This is a genomic window from Phytopseudomonas seleniipraecipitans (assembly GCF_900102335.1).
Taxonomy (GTDB): domain Bacteria; phylum Pseudomonadota; class Gammaproteobacteria; order Pseudomonadales; family Pseudomonadaceae; genus Aquipseudomonas; species Aquipseudomonas seleniipraecipitans.
Genome location: NZ_FNBM01000001.1, coordinates 918496 through 935380 on the forward strand (window position 1 = coordinate 918496; position 16885 = coordinate 935380).

Sequence of the window (16885 nt, forward strand, 5' to 3'; positions counted from 1 at the left end):
CAAGGGCCTCGTCAGAGGCCCTTTTCATGTCGAGTCGCTTCCTGACGACTCTCCAGATGCCGCGCGGCAATAGCCGCAACGGCCTCGCTGAATGCCACGCACTGTTCGCTGCGGATACCTGCGTCGCCATCCAGTGCATCTTCGCGCTGAAGCAGCACCCACATGCCGAGCAGTTCCCCGCGCCGGTCATTCAGGGCGATCGCCAGCAGATTTACTCGCGGCGCGCCGAGCTCGCTGAGCAGCGGCTGAAAATCTCCCGCCTTGTCGAACCCTAATGAAATCGATGCGCGTCCTGTCACCAGCGCCTGGCGCAGCCATGCCGGTATGTCTGGGCTGTCCAGCAGGTGCTTGTTCAGGTCGCGACTGCGCAATTTGTGGTTAGCTGGTTCGAACTGCAGCGTATCGGGTGCCAGGTAACCGTCATCGCGCAAGTAGACGATAGCTGCCTGAGCCTCGACCGCCTGCAGGGTTTGTTGGGCGATCCAGTTCAGCAGTGCCTGGGTGCTCGGTTGGTGACCCAGCTCGGCGATGATCGCCTGGTAGCGGGCGAGGGCGCGATTCGTTTGGGTCATGGACTGGGCGAGCCAGTCGACTTCTAGCACCGAGGAGCGCAAGCCACCGCCCGCGGCGAAATCAAAACGCCCGGTCGCTTCGGTCTGTTCTTGCAGCCCCGCAAGCGGTCGGGTGATGCAGCGTGACACGAGCCAGGCGATGGGCAGGCACAGCAGCAAGGTAGTGAGCGTGATCAGTGCGCCTTGCCAGCGAATCCGGTACGCATCGGCGAGCAATTCGTCCTCCGGCACCAGCAGGGCCAGGTACAGGCCGTCAGGGCTACCTTCCCTGAGGTGGTGGCGAGAAACTACCCAGCGACGTTTGTTCAGCGTTTCGATGCCTTGTTGGTTGAGACCCGGCGTCAGTTCTTCAAGCGCCTCGGCCAGTTCAGGCAGCAGTTCGGTTGCCGGTTTCAGCCTGGGCTCAGCGCCTGTGGTCAGCAAGCGCTGGCTGTCAGGGTAGGCGACCGCCAGGCCTCTGGCATCGAACAGTACGACCTCGCTGCCGGGCGTGACTTTGTGCTTGATCAGTGTGTTGGAAAGGTCTTCAAGGGTGAGATCGGCGGCGATTACCGCCTGCTCGCCGACGGCGTTAGCCAGTGTGGTGCCGATTGCGCCAGAGGAAAAAAATACATAGGGCGTCGTGGTGGCAATGCCCGGCTGGATGCTGGCACGGACGTACCACTCGCGCATCCGTGGATCATAAGCATGGTCGTGCAGCGAACGACGTTCCAGCAGGTTGAGCGCTTCATCGAAAAACAGGTATTCGCCTGCCGGGTTGGCGCCTGCCAGCTCTATTGACCAGATCTGCAGCGAAGCACTGGGTGGTGCCTGGAATTGGCGCTGCAGGGATGAATTGCGCAGGGCGCGCACCATGAAGAAGTCGCCGTTCTGGTAACCGACATATAAAGAGGCCAGCTTGGGGTTGTCGCGCAGCGCCCGAGCGAAGGGTGCTAGCAGGGGAAGCCGGGTCTGCAGGTCGCTGCCGCGCGTACCTTCTACGAACGCCAGCACGCCGAGCAAATGATCAATCGGCTGGTAGGTGGCACTGATGTCCTGCTGCACCTCCTCCTGAATGCGCTCGAACAAGGTGGCGCTACTGGAAAAGATGATCGCAGTGGTCTGGCGATAGTTGAATATTCCCAGTACGCCGCCGGCAAGCAGCAGCATCAGCATGAACAGCACGCTGATATGAACGTGCAGAGGAAACCTGCGTTCTCTGCGGCGAAAGCTGCTTGGCATCGCGCGTCGCTCCCTGTTTGCGCCAGTCAAAGGCCAGCATAGTCAAGCGTTTACAGCTCTGTCGACTTGGGCGACGATACGTTGTCATTGTTGCGCACGGTTCGCTGTTTTGCTGCTGCGCGGTTGCCCAGCCACTGCCGCAGCCCATGCATCAGCAGGGCGATGAACAGGGTCAGGAGAATTCCGAGGGTGACGTTGAACAGGCGTACCTGTGGCAGATGCCAGTCCTTGGCCAGGCTCTCGGCGAGCAGCACGAAGCAGACGGTGGTCTGTAGTACGAACAGGCCATAGTTATGGGCTTGCAGTGCGCGACTGAGGGTGATCAGCGGCAGCATGATGGCCACCATCAGCGGTGGGCTCTGTAGGCTATTGCCAAACAGGATCAGCAGCCCGGCGGCGCTGAGGCTGGCCATGCTCGCCTGCAGTGCGCGCACCAGGCTGCCTCTGAATTCCATTTGCAGGGTGGTGACGACCGCGAGCGTCAGCCAGTAGCCCCTTTGCAGATGCGCCAGGTTGACGATCAGGCCGGCCAGCGAAACAGCGAGTGTGCAGCCCAGCGCATACAGCCACCATTGCTGACGTGACTGTCGGCGTGCATGCCGGCGCAATACCTTGAGCAGGCTCACCACGCGCGGCATGTAGGGCCACATGCGCAGGCCGTGAACACCGCGCAGGCCAAATGCCAGAAGCATCACCCACAATCCGCCAAGAATGAACAGCATGGCGATCGCATAGGGGTTGTTCAATGCGCTGCTGCCGTATTGGCCTTGGCCGAGGCACAGACACACCGTGAGGCCGATACCCAACTTGCCGGCTTCGGTGCCGTAGCGCTGCAGCCAGGCCAGCAGCAGGCCGAAGCTGGCGAACAACCCCAGGCTGATCAGCGGGTGGGTCGCCGACCAGAAGCCCAGGCCCGCGCTGCAAGCGCCAAGTGCGGTGAGCAGGAGCATGCGCAGCATGCCGAAGCGGTGCAGCGGGTTGGCCTGGGCCGCCTGGAAGGCGCCGACCGAAGCCCATAGAAAACCCGGGTGCGCGCTAAACAGTCCCAACAGCAAAGGCAGAGCACAGCCCAGGCCCGCTACCACAGCCGGGCCCCAGGCTGGCGGCCCGGCGTGCCAGCTGAACAGCTGTCGAAGCACCTTGCGCATGGTCAAACCGGGCTCGAGCGACCGGTCATTTCGCGCGCCATTTCGGTGGCGTAGCTGTCGGTCATGCCGGCGATGAAATCGATCATGCGCATGAAGGAGCGGTACAGCGGCCACTGCGGATCAGGCGCGTTATGACCGAGCAGGTCGAGGATACGACGGTTCTTGAACGACAGGGCGCCGCCACCATGTTGTTCCAGGGCTGCGCCACAAAAGGCGTTGAGAAGAATTTCCAGAGTGGTGTAGGCGCCAATCTCATGGAGGGTCTTGCGTTTGTCCTGAAAGATCTTCTCTCGGGCCAGTCCCTTGGCGGCTTGTACACAATGCTTGGCAGGGCCATGCATGTGTTCGACCAGATCACCTTCCAGGGTGCCGGCGAGCAGTGCCGTTTGCTGCTCGACGAAGGCGTGAGCCGCCGAATTGGTCAGGTGCTCGATGGCCTTGCCGCGCAGGATCGCCAGCTTGCGTCGGCGCGAGTCGTTGGGGCCCAGCTGGCGATAGGTTTCAGGCAAGTCATCACCCACCAAATCGAGCAGCAATGACTCCACTTCGGCGTAGTCGAGCAACTCCATTTCCAGGCCGTCTTCCAGGTCGATCAGGCCGTAGCAGATGTCATCTGCCGCTTCCATCAGGTAGACCAGCGGGTGCCGAGCCCAGCGCTGTTCTTCGAGTTGTGGCAGACCTAGCTTGCTGGCGATCTGCTCGAGCAGCGGCAGCTCGCTCTGGTAACAGCCGAACTTGTGCTTCTTGTAGCCCAAAGCCTCGGCGTGGCGGGACGTCCAGGGGTACTTGAGGTAAGCGCCGAGGGTCGCGTAGGTCAGCCGTGTGCCGCCATCGAACTGGTGGTACTCGAGCTGGGTAAGTACGCGGAAGCCTTGGGCATTGCCTTCGAAACTGAGGAAGTCGCCGCGTTCGGCTTCGCTCATGGCATCCAGCCAGCCACGACCGGCCGCCTGTTGGAACCAGTGGCGGATAGCGTCCTCACCGGAATGGCCGAATGGCGGGTTGCCGATGTCGTGGGCCAGGCAGGACGATTGCACCACCATGCCCAGGTCGCTCGGCTCGCACCAGGCCGGCAGATCGCTGCGCAAAATCTCGCCGACGCGCATGCCCAGGGAACGGCCGACGCAGCTCACTTCCAGAGAGTGGGTCAGGCGCGTGTGGATGTGGTCGTTGCTGGATACGGGATGCACCTGGGTTTTACGGCCCAGACGGCGGAACGCGCCGGAAAAGATGATCCGATCATGATCCTTGTGAAACGGGCTGCGGCCCAGTTCATCGGCGCTGGGCGACGGTTTGCCTAGACGTTCACGGGTGAGCAGGGTTTGCCAGTCCAAGCGTGCTTCCTTTGCCGGGGACGATGGCTCAGCCGTCGTCGGTCAGGTGCGTGCGTTGCCAGCGGCAGCGCATATGCGAATTGCCCGTTAGCTTCCCTGTTCGCTGAAGCAACTGCAAGGCCACATCCACTAAAGTCCACGGGCGTCGATATCGACCAGCAACAGACGGGCACCGTTGTCGATGAATTGTCCGGCAGTCAGGCAATACTGGTTACTCGTAGCGTCGCGGTAAGTGCTGGAAAGGATCAGGCGGCGTTCTTCCCAGCCCTCGGCGAGCACTTGGTAGAAATACGGCCGCCACGACCAGTTGTGGCCCAGGTAGCGGCTGTCGGTCTGCCAGATGCCGTCACGCCATTCCAGATTGGGGGTGATTTGCGTGCCGTGGCGATCACATTGATACAGGCGCAACAGCCATGGGTACGCGGTTGGCGGCGCCAACGCCGTCGGCGTGGCGCTTTCGAGGTGGGTCTTGAGCTGTGCGAACAGCTCGGCAAGCTGCTTGCGCAGGACCATCAGGCGGGCACGCTCGGCCAGCTTCTGCTGCACATATTGATCGCGCAGGCTGGCGAAGCGCTTCAGGAAGGCGTCGTTATGAAAGAATTCGCGCTCTGGCTGGGCAAACAGGTAGCCCTGTACATAGCGGGCGCCGCATTCGAGAGCGAAATCCAGCTCCGCACGGGTTTCAACGCCTTCAGCGATGATCCAGCAACCGGTTTTCTCGGCCATCATGGCAAGTGCTTTGACTACCTCGCCACTCGGCCCGCCACGGGCTGCCTCCTGAAACAGGCGCATGTCCAACTTGAGGATGTCGGGTTGGAGCGCCAGAACCCGGTCGAGCTGCGAGTAACCGGCGCCGAAATCATCAATGGCGATGCGCGCCCCTGCTTCGCGGTAGCGAGCGACTACGCCGGGCAGGCGCTGGCTGGCGCCGCCCAGTTCAGTGATCTCGAACACTATTCGCCGCGGGTCGATGCCGCTGCGCTCAAGCTGTTTGAGGCTTGGCAATGGCTGCTCCGGGCGCAGCCGGCTGATCCAGCGCGGCGAGATATTCAGACTTAGGAACCATTGCGCTGGCGCTTCATGAAAGCGCATCAACGCTTGCCCGCGAACGTCCCGATCAAGTCGGCGCAGCGCGGCAGGAGGCGTTTTGGGGTTAGCGAACAGCGGGCCAGCGGAGTGCAGCCGACCCTGCGCATCACGCACGCGGGCGAGTGCTTCAACACCGGCTATCTGGCCCGTGGCCGTATCGATGAAAGGTTGGAAGACGGCGAGCGGTTGACCGTCGAGCACCGAACACATCCTTAGTAAAGAGAACGGTAGAGGCCGGGCGCACCCGGCTGCAAACCATTACCGCTAGCAAGAATGTAGCCAGTCAGGCCGAGTCGGACGCTTTTTCCGGTTTTTCGCTCTGCGCAGCTGCAGCTCGTTTGCGCAAATTAGGAAAGGTCTCAAGGGCGATACGCAACCAGCGCCGCCACTGACCGCCGCGCATCCCCAACAGCGTCAACGCGAATGCCCCGCCGGTGATCCATAGTGGCGCATTGCTGCCTTTGAGTTCGTCACGCCAGTGATTGCCGAAGTCCTTGGCTTTCTGCAGGGGCTGCAGGATGACCATGGTTTCGTGACGAATCTCCTGACGATGCATTTCCAGGCGCAGGCGCAGCATGGTTTTGCGCAATTGCTGGGTAGACGCCTTGGCGTTGGCACGGCTCATGGCAGCAGTTGCTCCCTGTCACGGGCAAGCTCTTCGAGGCTGGCGCTGAAAGGCGCAGGGGCAGTGCGCATGCGCTGAACGAGGCTAGCAGCGCAGCCCAGCAAACCCAGTGCATAGAAGAGGCAGAGCAGTGAGATTACCCAGAAGCGGTAGCTGTCCCAGAACAGGATCAGCAACGCGGCAGACAGGCCGACGATCAATAACAGCCCGAACAGCACGCACAGGCCGGTGAGAATCAGCAGGGCGACCGTGCGCGCCTGCTGTTCCCGGATCTCTTCGCTGAAGAGGGCCACATGGCCATGAACCAGCCCGAGCAGGGCACCGGCCAGGCGCCGCGGCGAAGGGCCACGGCTGGGAGGTGCTGCTGTCTGGCTGTCATCCATGTGCTGTCCTGATCAACGTCGGCTAATGAGCATGCCGACCAGTATACCGATGCCAGCGGCGATGCCGATGGTTTGCCACGGATGCGTCTGTACATAGTCTTCGGTCGCGCCGACCGCGGCCTTGCCGCGCAGTACAACGGACTCTTCAGTGTTTTTCAGCGTGGAGCGCGCACGACCCAGGCTTTCTCGGATCTGCGCACGCAGTTCTTCGGCTTGGTCGCCGACCAGGCTGGCCGAATGCTGCAGCAGTGTTTCGGTGTCGCGCACCAAGGCTTGGAACTCTTCTAGCAGCTCTTCTTTATTGGCAGGTGTAGCCGGACGCGATGGAAGTGGGCGGGCCATAGATCGTTCTCCTTTAAGTGTGATGCGGTGTAAGGGTTCGAGTGGCAGTGGATTGGCAGGTTCACTCTATCTGCGAATCGGTCGAAACAGGGCAGGGCATAGAGGCATAAGGATTGCATTTGCAGGGTTCGGTCACCCAGGCCATGCATGGTTGTGGTGCTTTGGCTGAAAGCCGGGCTACATGCTGGTGCGCTTATAACCTATTGATAAAGAACGGATAACTAGCAATTGGTGAAAAATGCCAGGCACCAAATCGGCGCCCGGTATAGCGAGCTGGCGGATTGTGATGTGCGGTGACGCCTCCTAATGGTGCTCACTGGCGTGGCTGTGATCTTTTCTGGTGCCTTTTTTTGGAGCCTCTGCCTCGATGGAAAATCTCAACAGTGCCGTGCAAACCCTGATTCACGGTTCCAACACCTTGTTCATCCTTATCGGCGCGATCATGGTCCTAGCCATGCACGCTGGTTTCGCGTTTCTCGAAGTGGGCACGGTGCGGCAAAAGAATCAGGTCAATGCGCTGTCGAAAATACTCTCCGATTTCGCCATTTCTGCCATGGCGTATTTCTTCGTCGGCTACTGGATCGCCTACGGCGTCACCTTCCTGCATCCAGCCAGTGTGCTGGTCGCAGGCAACGGCTACGCCTTGGTGAAGTTCTTTTTCCTGCTGACGTTCGCCGCGGCCATTCCGGCCATCATTTCCGGGGGTATCGCCGAGCGCGCGCGGTTCGGCCCTCAGCTTTGTGCCACGGCACTGATCGTCGCATTCGTCTATCCGTTCTTCGAGGGCATGATCTGGAACGGCAACTTCGGCTTGCAGGGCTGGCTGGAAGCGCAGTTCGGTGCGCCGTTCCATGATTTTGCCGGTTCTGTGGTGGTGCATGGTGTTGGCGGCTGGCTGGCCTTCACCGCAGTGCTCCTGCTCGGCCGCCGCGATGGCCGTTATCGAGATGGCCGACTGGTTGCCATGGCACCATCGAGCATTCCTTTTCTGGCGCTGGGTTCTTGGATTCTGATCATCGGCTGGTTCGGCTTCAACGTGATGAGCGCGCAGACGCTGGGCAGCATCAGTGGCCTGGTAGCGGTGAACACGCTGATGGCCATGGTCGGTGGCACCCTGGCTGCGTTGATTGTCGGGCGCAATGACCCTGGCTTCCTGCACAACGGACCGCTGGCCGGGTTGGTGGCCATCTGCGCGGGTTCAGATCTCATGCACCCAGTGGGTGCGCTGGTCACCGGGGCGATCGCTGGCGCACTGTTCGTCTGGGCGTTTACCGCGACCCAGGTCAAGTGGAAGATCGACGACGTGCTGGGTGTCTGGCCGCTGCACGGGCTGTGCGGTGTCTGGGGCGGCGTCGCCTGCGGCATCTTCGGCCAGACTCTGTGGGGCGGCCTGGGCGGTGTCAGCCTGGTCAGTCAACTGCTTGGCAGCGCCTTGGGCGTGGTGGTGGCATTGGTCGGCGGTTTCCTGGTGTATGGCGTGCTCAAGTTGGTCGTCGGCATCCGCTTGAGTCAAGAGCAGGAATATTACGGCGCCGATCTGTCGATCCATAAGATCGGTGCGGTCAGTCAGGACTGAGGTTGTTGCGAAAAGGACCGCCCCTTGATCGATTGTCTGTCGGGCGGCCCTAAACTTTTACCGGAAGCTGCCGTCAACCTTGCACATGCTCCGTTTCGGTGACTTGCCATGACTGTTTCCCTTCCGCTGTCGACCGCAACAACAGGCCGTTCTCCTCAGATCGGTTCTCAGACCCCCATCCGCAACGCGGCTGATGCTCAGGTCGCGTTGTCCAACCGGCTTGCTGAACGCCTCGGTTTGCCAGCGGGCTCGCTGACGGCCAAGCAGGATGACTTTTCGCCGGAGAAGGTGGCGGATCGCGTGCTCGGTTTCATCGAACAGCGACTGAAGAGCGAAGCTGCCGGCGGCGCCGACCCCGAGAAGTTGCAAAAGCTGTTGGATCAGGCGCGTTCAGGTGTAGAGAAGGGCTTCGGTGAAGCCCGCAAGATTCTCGACGGCATGGGCTTGCTACAAGGCAAGGTCGCCACTGACATCGACGATACCTTCCAGCGTATCCAGCAGGGTTTCGCCGGGCTCGACAAACAGTACGGCGCCGCGCCAGCAGCCGGGGGCAATAGCGGCGTCACGCCGAGCTCCAGCGATCGTTTCGCGGCGGTAGCGGAGAGCTTTGAACTGGACATCACCACCCGTGACGGCGACCGTTTGCGGGTATCCATCGCCCAGGCATCGGCCGCTTGGTCGCGTACCGAGGGCGCTAATAGCCAGTCTGGCAGTATGCAGATCGGTGGCTGGCAGGTAGAGGTGGAGGGTGACCTGGATGATCAGGAGAAGGCCGCACTGGAAAAGCTGTTCAGTCAGGTGCAGGACCTGTCCAACTCCTTCTACTCTGGCGATGTGGGCGGCGCTTTCGATCGTGCCATGTCGCTCGAAATGGATGGCTCGCAACTGGCCTCCATGTCGTTGCGCCTTACCCAGACCAGCGTACGCCAGGCCACCGACACCTATGGGTCGGTATCCAGCCAGGGCGGCCAGCCGGCCAGTGCGGTCAACGGCGCGCTAACCGACTACGCGCAGGGCTTGCTGGACGCAATGCGTACGGCAAATGAGTGGGTCAGCGACGGTAAAGGACTGCTGCAGGATCTGCTCAAAGGGGGCTTCTCTCTGGACGAACGTTTCGACACTGCGCGGCTGGAAAAGGCCGAGCAACTCAACGGTCGCTTGCTTGATGGGCTGCAAGGATTGCTGAGCTCCACCCTGGCGCCGAAAGCAGGCGAGGGTGCGGCCAACGCGTGAGGCGGCAGGTTCGGGTGGTAGTGGTAGACTGCCACCTTTGTCATCGTGGAGGCATGAGTCATGCTCCCTGAGTGCCAATTACTGGGCACCCTTGGTTGCCATCTGTGCGAATACGCCGAGGCGGTATTGATGCCCTTCGTGGAGCGTGGCTTGCTGGTTGAGTTGGTCGACATCGCCGACCGTGAAGAGTGGCTTGAGCACTATGCGCTGTTGATTCCGGTGCTCAAGCGCACCGATACGAATGCCGAGTTGCTCTGGCCCTTCGACGCACCGCAGGTAGCCGCCTTTCTCGGCTGATCAATTGCTTGAACAACGACGAGCCTGACGCATAGCAGTCCGGCCGGGTTTTATTTTTTTGGAATGACTGGGGAGTGAGATCCATGAGTATGGTGCTGGGCGATGCGCTATCGCTGTTGCTGTTTCGTTTGCACAGTGGCCGGTTGCTGGGCATCAATCTGCTCAAGGTCAACGAGATCATTCCTTGTCCGCCGCTGACCAAGATGCCCAGCCGGCATCCTCATGTACGCGGCGTGGCGACTTTGCGCGGTGCGGCACTTACTGTCATCGACCTGGCGCGGGCGATCGGCGAACGCGGCGGCGGCGATAGCCAGGACGGATGCCTGATCGTTACCGAGCTGAGCCGCTCGCGGCAGGGGCTGCATGTGCACAGCGTCGAGCGCATCGTACAGTGCTCGACCCGCGACGTGCGCCCACCGCCCGCCGGCGCTGGGGGCCGGGCCTTCATTACCGGCGTGACGCAAATTGACGGCACCATCGTGCAGATTCTCGATATCGAGAAAGTGCTCCACGAAATCGCCCCCGCTCCCGTTGAAGAGGTCGCCGAGCAGTTACTCAGTCCGGCAGAGCGACAGCTTCTGCAAGGTCGCCGCGTGCTCGTCGTCGATGACTCTCAAGTAGCGCTGCAGCAGACGCTGATCACCTTGCGCAAGCTCGAGCTGGATTGCCAGGCGGTGCGTAGCGCCGCGGCCGCGCTGGAACTCCTGCACGCGTCGCAGCGCGACGGCCAGCCAATCGAGGTGCTGGTGTCAGACATCGAAATGCCGGAAATGGATGGCTACGCTCTGGTGCAGCAGATCCGCAAGGATGCCGTGCTGGGCGAGACCTATGTGCTGCTGCACACCTCGTTGGACAGCACCATGAACACCGAAAAAGCCCGCGCCGTGGGCGCCAACGACGTACTCACCAAGTTCTCCAGTGTCGATCTCAGCAAAGCCCTGCTGCGCGCTTTCCAGCGTCTCGACGACTGACCCGGGTGCGTCAACAGGGATGAGCGGGCGCGCTCATCAAGCTATTCGACGCGCTGCTCGCCGCTGAATTGCAGGGTGATCTTGCAGCGTCGGCAGAAATAGCGGCGTCCTTTGACGACCAGCGCGTGGCGCTGGGCCGAGAAGGGAAACTCGCCTTGCGGGCACTGGCAGCGGTAGATGAATCGGCTGACCTGCCGACGTTTCACCTCATAACTATGGCAGCGATGGGGCGGCAGTTCGTAAACCCCGCGCATTATCAGCTGCCATTCCTCGCCGTGCGGCTGGATGCTCAAGCCGAACAGTTGATGGGCGACCAGATGCGCTACCTCGTGGGGGACCGTCTGGCGCAGGAAGTCTTCCTGGTTGTCACGATAAAGCTGCGGGTTGAAGCGCAGTTTGTTTTCCGTGAGATGCGCCACGCCAGCCTTCTGCCCGCGCAGCTTGAAGCTTACCTCGGGGCGTTTGAAGGATTGCTTGAAGAAGTTTTCGGCCTGCTGATAGCAGGTTTCGACGCGGGCATGGATCTGGTCGGGCATGAGGGCTTCGGAGGCAGGTGACTGTCGTCGATTATGCCGCAGATCGGTGCTTCTCGCAGTGTGGAAAGGCTGAGCGGTGTTCACCCCTTCATCGGTAATAGCGCTGCAGGGTTTCCATGGCGTGATTGATCCGTTGCAGGTGCTGCGTGCTGCCGCCGCGGTCTGGATGATGAACGCTCACCAACTGACGATACCGCTGCCGAATGGTCGCCAGGTCGAGCTCGCCGCCCTGTGGGTCGAGTTCGAGTGCCGCCAGGGCGAGCTGTTTTTCTTCGCCACCTTGCAGGCGCATCCAGAAATTACCCAGCAGCTTGTGCACGTCTTCCGCGCCGGTATCACGCAGCTGAGTCAGGTCGAGGTAGTAGTCGCGCAGCGGATCGTTTTCACTGAGCGCACGCTCGCCCTCCTGATAGGGCAGCAGACGAATGCACAGCGGGCTGATCTGCAGCAACGCCGAGCCCTGCCCATGCAACTGATCGCGTAGCGTATAGAGCGTATGAAACAGCAGGAAGTGCGTGCGGAACAGTTCCAGCGGATCGGTCGGCAGGCGTTCATCTGCGCCTTGCCAGCGGCTCAGGCGCAGCAGCAATTCATACTCGGAAAGGCCTTCGGGAGCGGCCTCCAGCAGTTCGAGCAATTGCGGAGTTGGAGCAATTTCTTCGTTCATCGCATCACCTTAGCCGAAGGCCGGCGGGCTTGCACAATGAAGCGGCGACGGCGTTTAGGTCGATCGGCGACGGTTGGTGCTTTTGTGGCTGGGGTGCGCCTGGTTTTCTGGGTAAAATGGGCGGCTTCAGTACTTCTAGCGGATTTTTGCGCGCCATGGGCACCCTCTCGGTCAATCAGAACAAGCTGCAAAAACGCCTGCGTCGTCAGGCCGGCGAAGCCATTGCCGATTTCAACATGATCGAGGAGGGCGACAAGGTCATGGTCTGCCTGTCCGGCGGCAAGGACAGCTACACCATGCTCGATATCCTGCTGTACCTGCAGAAGGTCGCGCCCATTCACTTCGATATCGTCGCGGTGAACATGGATCAGAAGCAGCCCGGCTTCCCTGAGCACGTGCTGCCGGCCTACCTGGAATCCATCGGCGTGCCTTATCACATCGTCGAGAAGGACACCTATTCGGTGGTCAAGGAGAAGATTCCGGAAGGCAAGACCACCTGCTCGCTGTGTTCGCGCCTGCGCCGCGGCACGCTGTACACCTTTGCGGATGAAATCGGCGCGACCAAGATGGCCCTCGGTCACCACCGAGACGACATTCTCGAGACCTTCTTCCTCAACATGTTTTACGGCGGTACCCTCAAGGCTATGCCGCCTAAGCTGCGTGCGGACGATGGGCGCAACGTGGTGATTCGCCCGCTGGCGTATTGCAACGAGGCCGACATCGAGGCCTATAGCACGCTCAAGGAATTCCCCATCATTCCGTGCAACCTCTGCGGCTCCCAGGAGAACCTGCAGCGCCAGGTGGTCAAGGAGATGCTGCAGGATTGGGAACGCAAATCGCCGGGCCGCACGGAAATCATGTTCCGTGCCTTGCAGAACGTGGTGCCGTCGCAACTGGCTGACCGCAACTTGTTCGACTTCGCCAGCCTGAAAATCGACGAGCAGGCCACGCCGCGCTTTCTGAACGTGATGAACCTGTAATCCGAGGACTGGCCGTAACGATGCACGACTACCGATGGATGCATGAATACTGCGTCAACCGTTTCGGCTCGGTCGAGGCGCTAGAAGCGCGCCTGCCGCAGCCGGCATCTGACAAGAAGCTGCGGGCTCTGAGCGATGACCGCTACCTGTCTATCATGAGCCTGCGCATTTTTCGCGCAGGGCTCAAACACAGCCTGGTGGATGCCAAATGGCCGGCTTTCGAAGAGGTTTTTTTCGGTTTCGATCCTGAGAAGGTTGTGTTGATGGGCGGCGAGCGCCTCGAAAGGCTGATGCAGGACGCCCGTTTGATTCGCCACCTCGGTAAGCTCAAGAGCGTGCCGCGCAATGCGCAGTTCATTCTCGACGTGGAGCGCGGCGCATTGAGTGGCCCGGCCGCTGCGGTGAAAACCATCACGCCGAAGCCAGGCTTTGCCTTTGGTGCGCTGATCGCCGATTGGCCGGTGACCGATATCGTCGGCCTGTGGCATTGGCTGGCCAAGCAGGGTACGCAGCTTGGTGGTCTCTCTGCGCCACGCTTTCTGCGTATGGTCGGCAAGGACACCTTTATTCCCACCGATGACATGGTCGCTGCGCTGAAAGCGCAGAAGATCATCGACAAAGCGCCGACCAGCCAGCGCGATCGTGCGGCGGTGCAGGCGGCTTTCAATCAATGGCATGAGCAGAGCGGGCGCCCGCTGTGTCAGCTGTCGGTGATGCTGGCGCACACGGTCAATCATTGATGCATGAGCAACTTCTGCGTATCGCTTCGGCTATCGGCGAGGCACGGCGGATGCTGATTATTACCGGGGCTGGGCTGTCTGCCGATTCGGGGTTGCCGACGTACCGCGGTATCGGTGGTTTGTACAACGGCCATACCGACGAGGGCCTGCCAATCGAGGTGGCGCTGTCGGGCGATATGCTGCGCAGCGACCCGGCCCTGTGCTGGAAGTACCTGGCGCAATTGGGCGACGCCTGCCTTGGCGCGCAGCCGAACGAGGGTCACAGGGCCATTGCCCAACTGCAGGCCCTGAAGCCTGATTGCTGGGTGCTTACTCAGAATATCGATGGCTACCACCGCGCAGCGGGCAGCCCGCCAGAACGGCTGATCGAAATTCATGGTGAGCTTGCGCCGTTGCTCTGTCAGCAGTGCGGTGCTGCGGATGAACAGCTTCATGAGCATCTGCGGCGAGTGCTGCCGCCGTTGTGCGGTAATTGTGGTGGTGTGCTGCGTCCGCCAGTGACGCTTTTTGGCGAGATGCTGCCGCAGGCTGCTGTCACGCGTCTTTACGCCGAATTGGAAAAGGGTTTCGATCTGGTGATGAGCGTCGGTACCAGTGCCAGCTTTCCTTATATAGTCGAACCCGTGTGGCGGGCGCGCCAGTCAGGTGGAGTGACTGTAGAAGTCAATTTGTCGCACACTGCGGTCAGCGATCTGGTGAATTACAGGGTGGCGGAAAGGGCCTTAGATGTTTTTCCGGAACTACTGAGTCACATTAACGCTCATAATATTTGCAAATGGACCGGTTAGTGGGCATAGTCGCGGCTGTTAATTTTTCCCGCCACGGTCGTGCCCATGCGCAAACGCTTCGCACCCCTCGTGCCTCTCGCACTGACAATGGTTCTCGCCGCCTGCGCTAACCATGCCCCGCAATCCGAAATCGCCGCTCCCGCCCAGGCATCGTTGCCTTCCAGGCCAGTAGTCGCAGCGCCAGTTCTGAATCAGAACGAGGCGAATGAAGATGACGCGGTCGCTGATTTTGCTGGTCACGCACCTTATCAATTGCCGCAGTTGGCAGACAGCGTGCTTGAAAAAGGCATCTCTCTCATCGGTACTCGCTATCGCTTTGGCGGCAATTCGGTAAAAACCGGTTTCGATTGCAGCGGGTTCATTGGTTACCTGTTCCGTGAAGAGCTGGGCATGGAACTGCCGCGTTCGACCCGTGAAATGATCAATATCGACGCTCCGTTGGTTGAGCGCAAAGCGCTTGAGCCGGGCGATCTGGTCTTCTTTAGTACCAATGGCCGCGGCCGCGTCAGCCATGCCGGTATCTACCTTGGCGACGATCAGTTCATCCATTCCTCCAGCAGCCGCAGCGGTGGCGTGCGCATCGACAGCATGGATGATCGCTACTGGAAGCGTACCTTCATCGAGGCCAAGCGGGTTCTGGCGATGGCACCGACCGAGCACGCGGCGTCCCAGCACTGAGATGATAATTGCCCGATGCGTATAGTACGGGCAACATCTTGATAGTTTTCAATCGACTGCAGCGTAAAGCTAAAGCTTGCACTGCAGTAGTGAACCCGGCAGAGTAGGGCGCATTCAGGCTCCAGGATCGTCCGTCCATGACTGCCACCATCCGCATCGCCTTCCTGCTTGTTGCCGCACTGCTCAGTGCCTGCTCCAGCCGCGCCCCCGTACCTGCTCCGCAACCCGTCGTGGTAGCGCCCTTGCCTGGCAATTATCAGGGTGGCGCCGACGATGTGCTGTTCCGTGCCCTGGGCTTGGTCGGCACACCTTACCGCTATGGCGGCAACACGCCAGCCAGTGGTTTCGATTGCAGCGGCCTGATCGGCTTCGTCTACCGTGATGCCGCGGGTATCCAGCTGCCTCGCTCCACCCGTGAGCTGATCAGCATGCGCGCGCCGGTAGTCGGTCGGGATGCGCTGCGCAGCGGTGATCTGGTGTTCTTCGCCACCAATGGTGGTAGCCAGGTCAGCCATGCCGGCATCTACGTCGGCGAAGGGCGCTTCGTGCATGCGCCGTCCTCCGGTGGCACCGTACGTCTCGATAGCCTCGGCAACAGCTACTGGCAGCGCACCTATATCGAGGCGAAACGGGTTTTTCCTGTCGAGTTGGCTAGCCATCCCTGAGTCTTAGATTGACGCTGGCGCGGCCAATCCTTACCCTTCCGGGCTTGCTTCAGGTGTCCCTGGTTCCAGCTGGGGGTGAAACTGGGAAGTCGGTGCGCCACTGCTTCAGCAGGCAGGCAATGCCGACGCTGCCCCCGCAACGGTAAACGAGCCAAGCCACGCTTTTCGCCACTGTATCGTCGATACGGGAAGGCCGCGTTGGTGGCTGCGCCTTCAGGGTGCGGCGCTCGCAAGCCCGGAGACCGGCCTGTCGCTTTTCCAGAGTTGCGCGGTGGGCGCGGCCGGCGCACGACCGACCCGGTCAGCTCCTGCCCACTCCAGCGTGATTCTTTATCGTCCGGCATGAACCTTCGTTCTGTCGGAACGTTTCACTTGCGTGCGCCTTATGGCCCAGCGCTGAGGAGAGCCCATGACCCCGACCCCAAGCCGTGAATCCGCAGAGCGCGACGCGCGACATAATGCCCGTATGACTCGCAAAAAAGCCCTGATGGACGAGAAGATCGCCCAGGCTCAGGACGAGTACGGTCTGTTGCTGGTGCACAGCGGTAATGGCAAGGGCAAGAGCAGCTCGGCTTTCGGCATGGTCGCCCGCGCGCTGGGACACGGGCTCAAGGTCGGCGTGGTGCAGTTCATCAAAGGCGGCATGAGCACGGGTGAAGAGCAGTTCTTCCGGCGCTTCCCCGACGAGGTCAGCTATCACGTGATGGGTGAGGGCTACACCTGGGACACCCAGGATCGCCAACGCGATATCGAGAAGGCTGTTCAGGCCTGGGACGTCGCGCGGCAGCTGCTGAACGACCCGCATATCGCCTTGGTGGTGCTGGATGAGCTGAATATCGCCCTCAAGCACGGTTACCTGGATGTGGACGTCGTGTTGCGTGACATCGAATCGCGCCCCGAGCTGCAACATGTTGTGGCTACTGGCCGAGGGGCGCCGCCCGCGCTGCTCGAAGCCGCTGATACCGTCACCGAGATGACGCTGGTCAAGCACGCCTTCAAGTCCGGCGTCAAAGCGCAGAAAGGCGTCGAGTTTTGATAAA

The 16885-nt window shown here is 60.9% G+C and carries 19 protein-coding genes and 1 riboswitch; of the genes, 10 read left to right on the plus strand and 9 right to left on the minus strand.

All coding sequences use genetic code 11. From position 1 onward, the window contains the following. Nucleotides 1–11: 11 nt before the first annotated feature. From BLS60_RS04200 to BLS60_RS04230, 7 genes are all read right to left on the minus strand, one after another. Nucleotides 12–1727 carry a cache domain-containing protein gene (locus BLS60_RS04200; RefSeq protein ID WP_143024576.1) on the minus strand — a complete coding sequence of 572 codons (1716 nt, stop codon included), beginning with the start codon at nt 1725–1727 and terminating at the stop codon, nt 12–14. A 116-nt stretch (nt 1728–1843) separates the two neighbouring features. Next, nucleotides 1844–2941: an FUSC family protein gene (locus BLS60_RS04205; protein WP_092364977.1), complete on the minus strand. Its 1098-nt coding sequence runs from the start codon at nt 2939–2941 to the stop codon at nt 1844–1846. Nucleotides 2942–2943: 2 nt separating this feature from the next. Next, nucleotides 2944–4275, minus strand: a complete 1332-nt coding sequence (locus BLS60_RS04210; protein ID WP_070882852.1) for a deoxyguanosinetriphosphate triphosphohydrolase — start codon at nt 4273–4275, stop codon at nt 2944–2946. A gap of 129 nt (nt 4276–4404) precedes the next feature. Beyond that, nucleotides 4405–5565, minus strand: coding sequence for an EAL domain-containing protein (locus BLS60_RS04215; protein WP_092364980.1), 1161 nt, complete (start codon nt 5563–5565; stop codon nt 4405–4407). Nucleotides 5566–5647: 82 nt separating this feature from the next. Continuing rightward, entirely contained in the window at nt 5648–5989 is a 342-nt protein-coding gene (locus BLS60_RS04220; protein WP_092364983.1) for a hypothetical protein, read from the minus strand. Continuing rightward, nucleotides 5986–6372, minus strand: coding sequence for a phage holin family protein (locus BLS60_RS04225; RefSeq protein WP_092364987.1), 387 nt, complete (start codon nt 6370–6372; stop codon nt 5986–5988). Before BLS60_RS04225 ends, BLS60_RS04220 begins: the two co-directional genes overlap by 4 nt. Nucleotides 6373–6384: 12 nt before the next feature. Then, entirely contained in the window at nt 6385–6714 is a 330-nt protein-coding gene (locus BLS60_RS04230; protein WP_070882856.1) for an ElaB/YgaM/YqjD family protein, read from the minus strand. Nucleotides 6715–7081: 367 nt separating this feature from the next. On the opposite strand from BLS60_RS04230, the gene BLS60_RS04235 reads away from it, so the two are divergent. The 4 genes from BLS60_RS04235 (at nt 7082) to BLS60_RS04250 (ending at nt 10791) form a co-directional block, all read left to right on the plus strand. Then, entirely contained in the window at nt 7082–8290 is a 1209-nt protein-coding gene (locus BLS60_RS04235; RefSeq protein WP_092364990.1) for an ammonium transporter, read from the plus strand. A 108-nt stretch (nt 8291–8398) separates the two neighbouring features. Next, complete coding sequence (locus BLS60_RS04240) at nt 8399–9523, plus strand: DUF5610 domain-containing protein (protein WP_092364993.1); 1125 nt, start codon at nt 8399–8401, stop codon at nt 9521–9523. Nucleotides 9524–9583: 60 nt separating this feature from the next. Beyond that, on the plus strand, nt 9584–9820 hold the full coding sequence (locus BLS60_RS04245; RefSeq protein ID WP_070882859.1) for a glutaredoxin family protein: 237 nt from the start codon (nt 9584–9586) through the stop codon (nt 9818–9820). An 83-nt stretch (nt 9821–9903) separates the two neighbouring features. Then, the gene (locus tag BLS60_RS04250) at nt 9904–10791 is read left to right on the plus strand and encodes a chemotaxis protein CheV (RefSeq protein ID WP_092364996.1); all 888 of its coding nucleotides are present in this window, start codon (nt 9904–9906) and stop codon (nt 10789–10791) included. A 41-nt stretch (nt 10792–10832) separates the two neighbouring features. Here the strand turns inward: BLS60_RS04250 and BLS60_RS04255 are convergent, their stop codons facing one another. Continuing rightward, complete coding sequence (locus tag BLS60_RS04255; protein WP_092364999.1) at nt 10833–11327, minus strand: SprT family zinc-dependent metalloprotease; 495 nt, start codon at nt 11325–11327, stop codon at nt 10833–10835. Nucleotides 11328–11415: 88 nt separating this feature from the next. Then, nucleotides 11416–11994 carry a DNA-J related domain-containing protein gene (locus BLS60_RS04260; RefSeq protein ID WP_092365002.1) on the minus strand — a complete coding sequence of 193 codons (579 nt, stop codon included), beginning with the start codon at nt 11992–11994 and terminating at the stop codon, nt 11416–11418. A 155-nt stretch (nt 11995–12149) separates the two neighbouring features. Here BLS60_RS04260 and ttcA point away from each other — a divergent pair, with 155 nt between their 5' ends. From ttcA to cobO, 6 genes are all read left to right on the plus strand, one after another. Then, complete coding sequence (gene ttcA / locus BLS60_RS04265; RefSeq protein WP_092365005.1) at nt 12150–12974, plus strand: tRNA 2-thiocytidine(32) synthetase TtcA; 825 nt, start codon at nt 12150–12152, stop codon at nt 12972–12974. A gap of 20 nt (nt 12975–12994) precedes the next feature. Further along, on the plus strand, nt 12995–13714 hold the full coding sequence (locus BLS60_RS04270) for a DNA-3-methyladenine glycosylase I (RefSeq protein WP_092365008.1): 720 nt from the start codon (nt 12995–12997) through the stop codon (nt 13712–13714). Further along, the gene (locus tag BLS60_RS04275) at nt 13714–14502 is read left to right on the plus strand and encodes an NAD-dependent deacylase (RefSeq protein ID WP_092365011.1); all 789 of its coding nucleotides are present in this window, start codon (nt 13714–13716) and stop codon (nt 14500–14502) included. The genes BLS60_RS04270 and BLS60_RS04275 overlap by 1 nt, the downstream gene beginning before the upstream one ends. 45 nt (nt 14503–14547) lie before the next feature. Beyond that, entirely contained in the window at nt 14548–15180 is a 633-nt protein-coding gene (locus tag BLS60_RS04280; RefSeq protein ID WP_092365014.1) for a C40 family peptidase, read from the plus strand. Nucleotides 15181–15317: 137 nt separating this feature from the next. Then, entirely contained in the window at nt 15318–15845 is a 528-nt protein-coding gene (locus tag BLS60_RS04285) for a C40 family peptidase (RefSeq protein ID WP_092365017.1), read from the plus strand. Nucleotides 15846–15879: 34 nt separating this feature from the next. Then, nucleotides 15880–16110: riboswitch (cobalamin riboswitch) on the plus strand. A gap of 144 nt (nt 16111–16254) precedes the next feature. Beyond that, nucleotides 16255–16881 carry a cob(I)yrinic acid a,c-diamide adenosyltransferase gene (gene cobO / locus BLS60_RS04290; RefSeq protein ID WP_092365020.1) on the plus strand — a complete coding sequence of 209 codons (627 nt, stop codon included), beginning with the start codon at nt 16255–16257 and terminating at the stop codon, nt 16879–16881. The last annotated feature ends 4 nt before the right edge of the window (nt 16882–16885 follow it).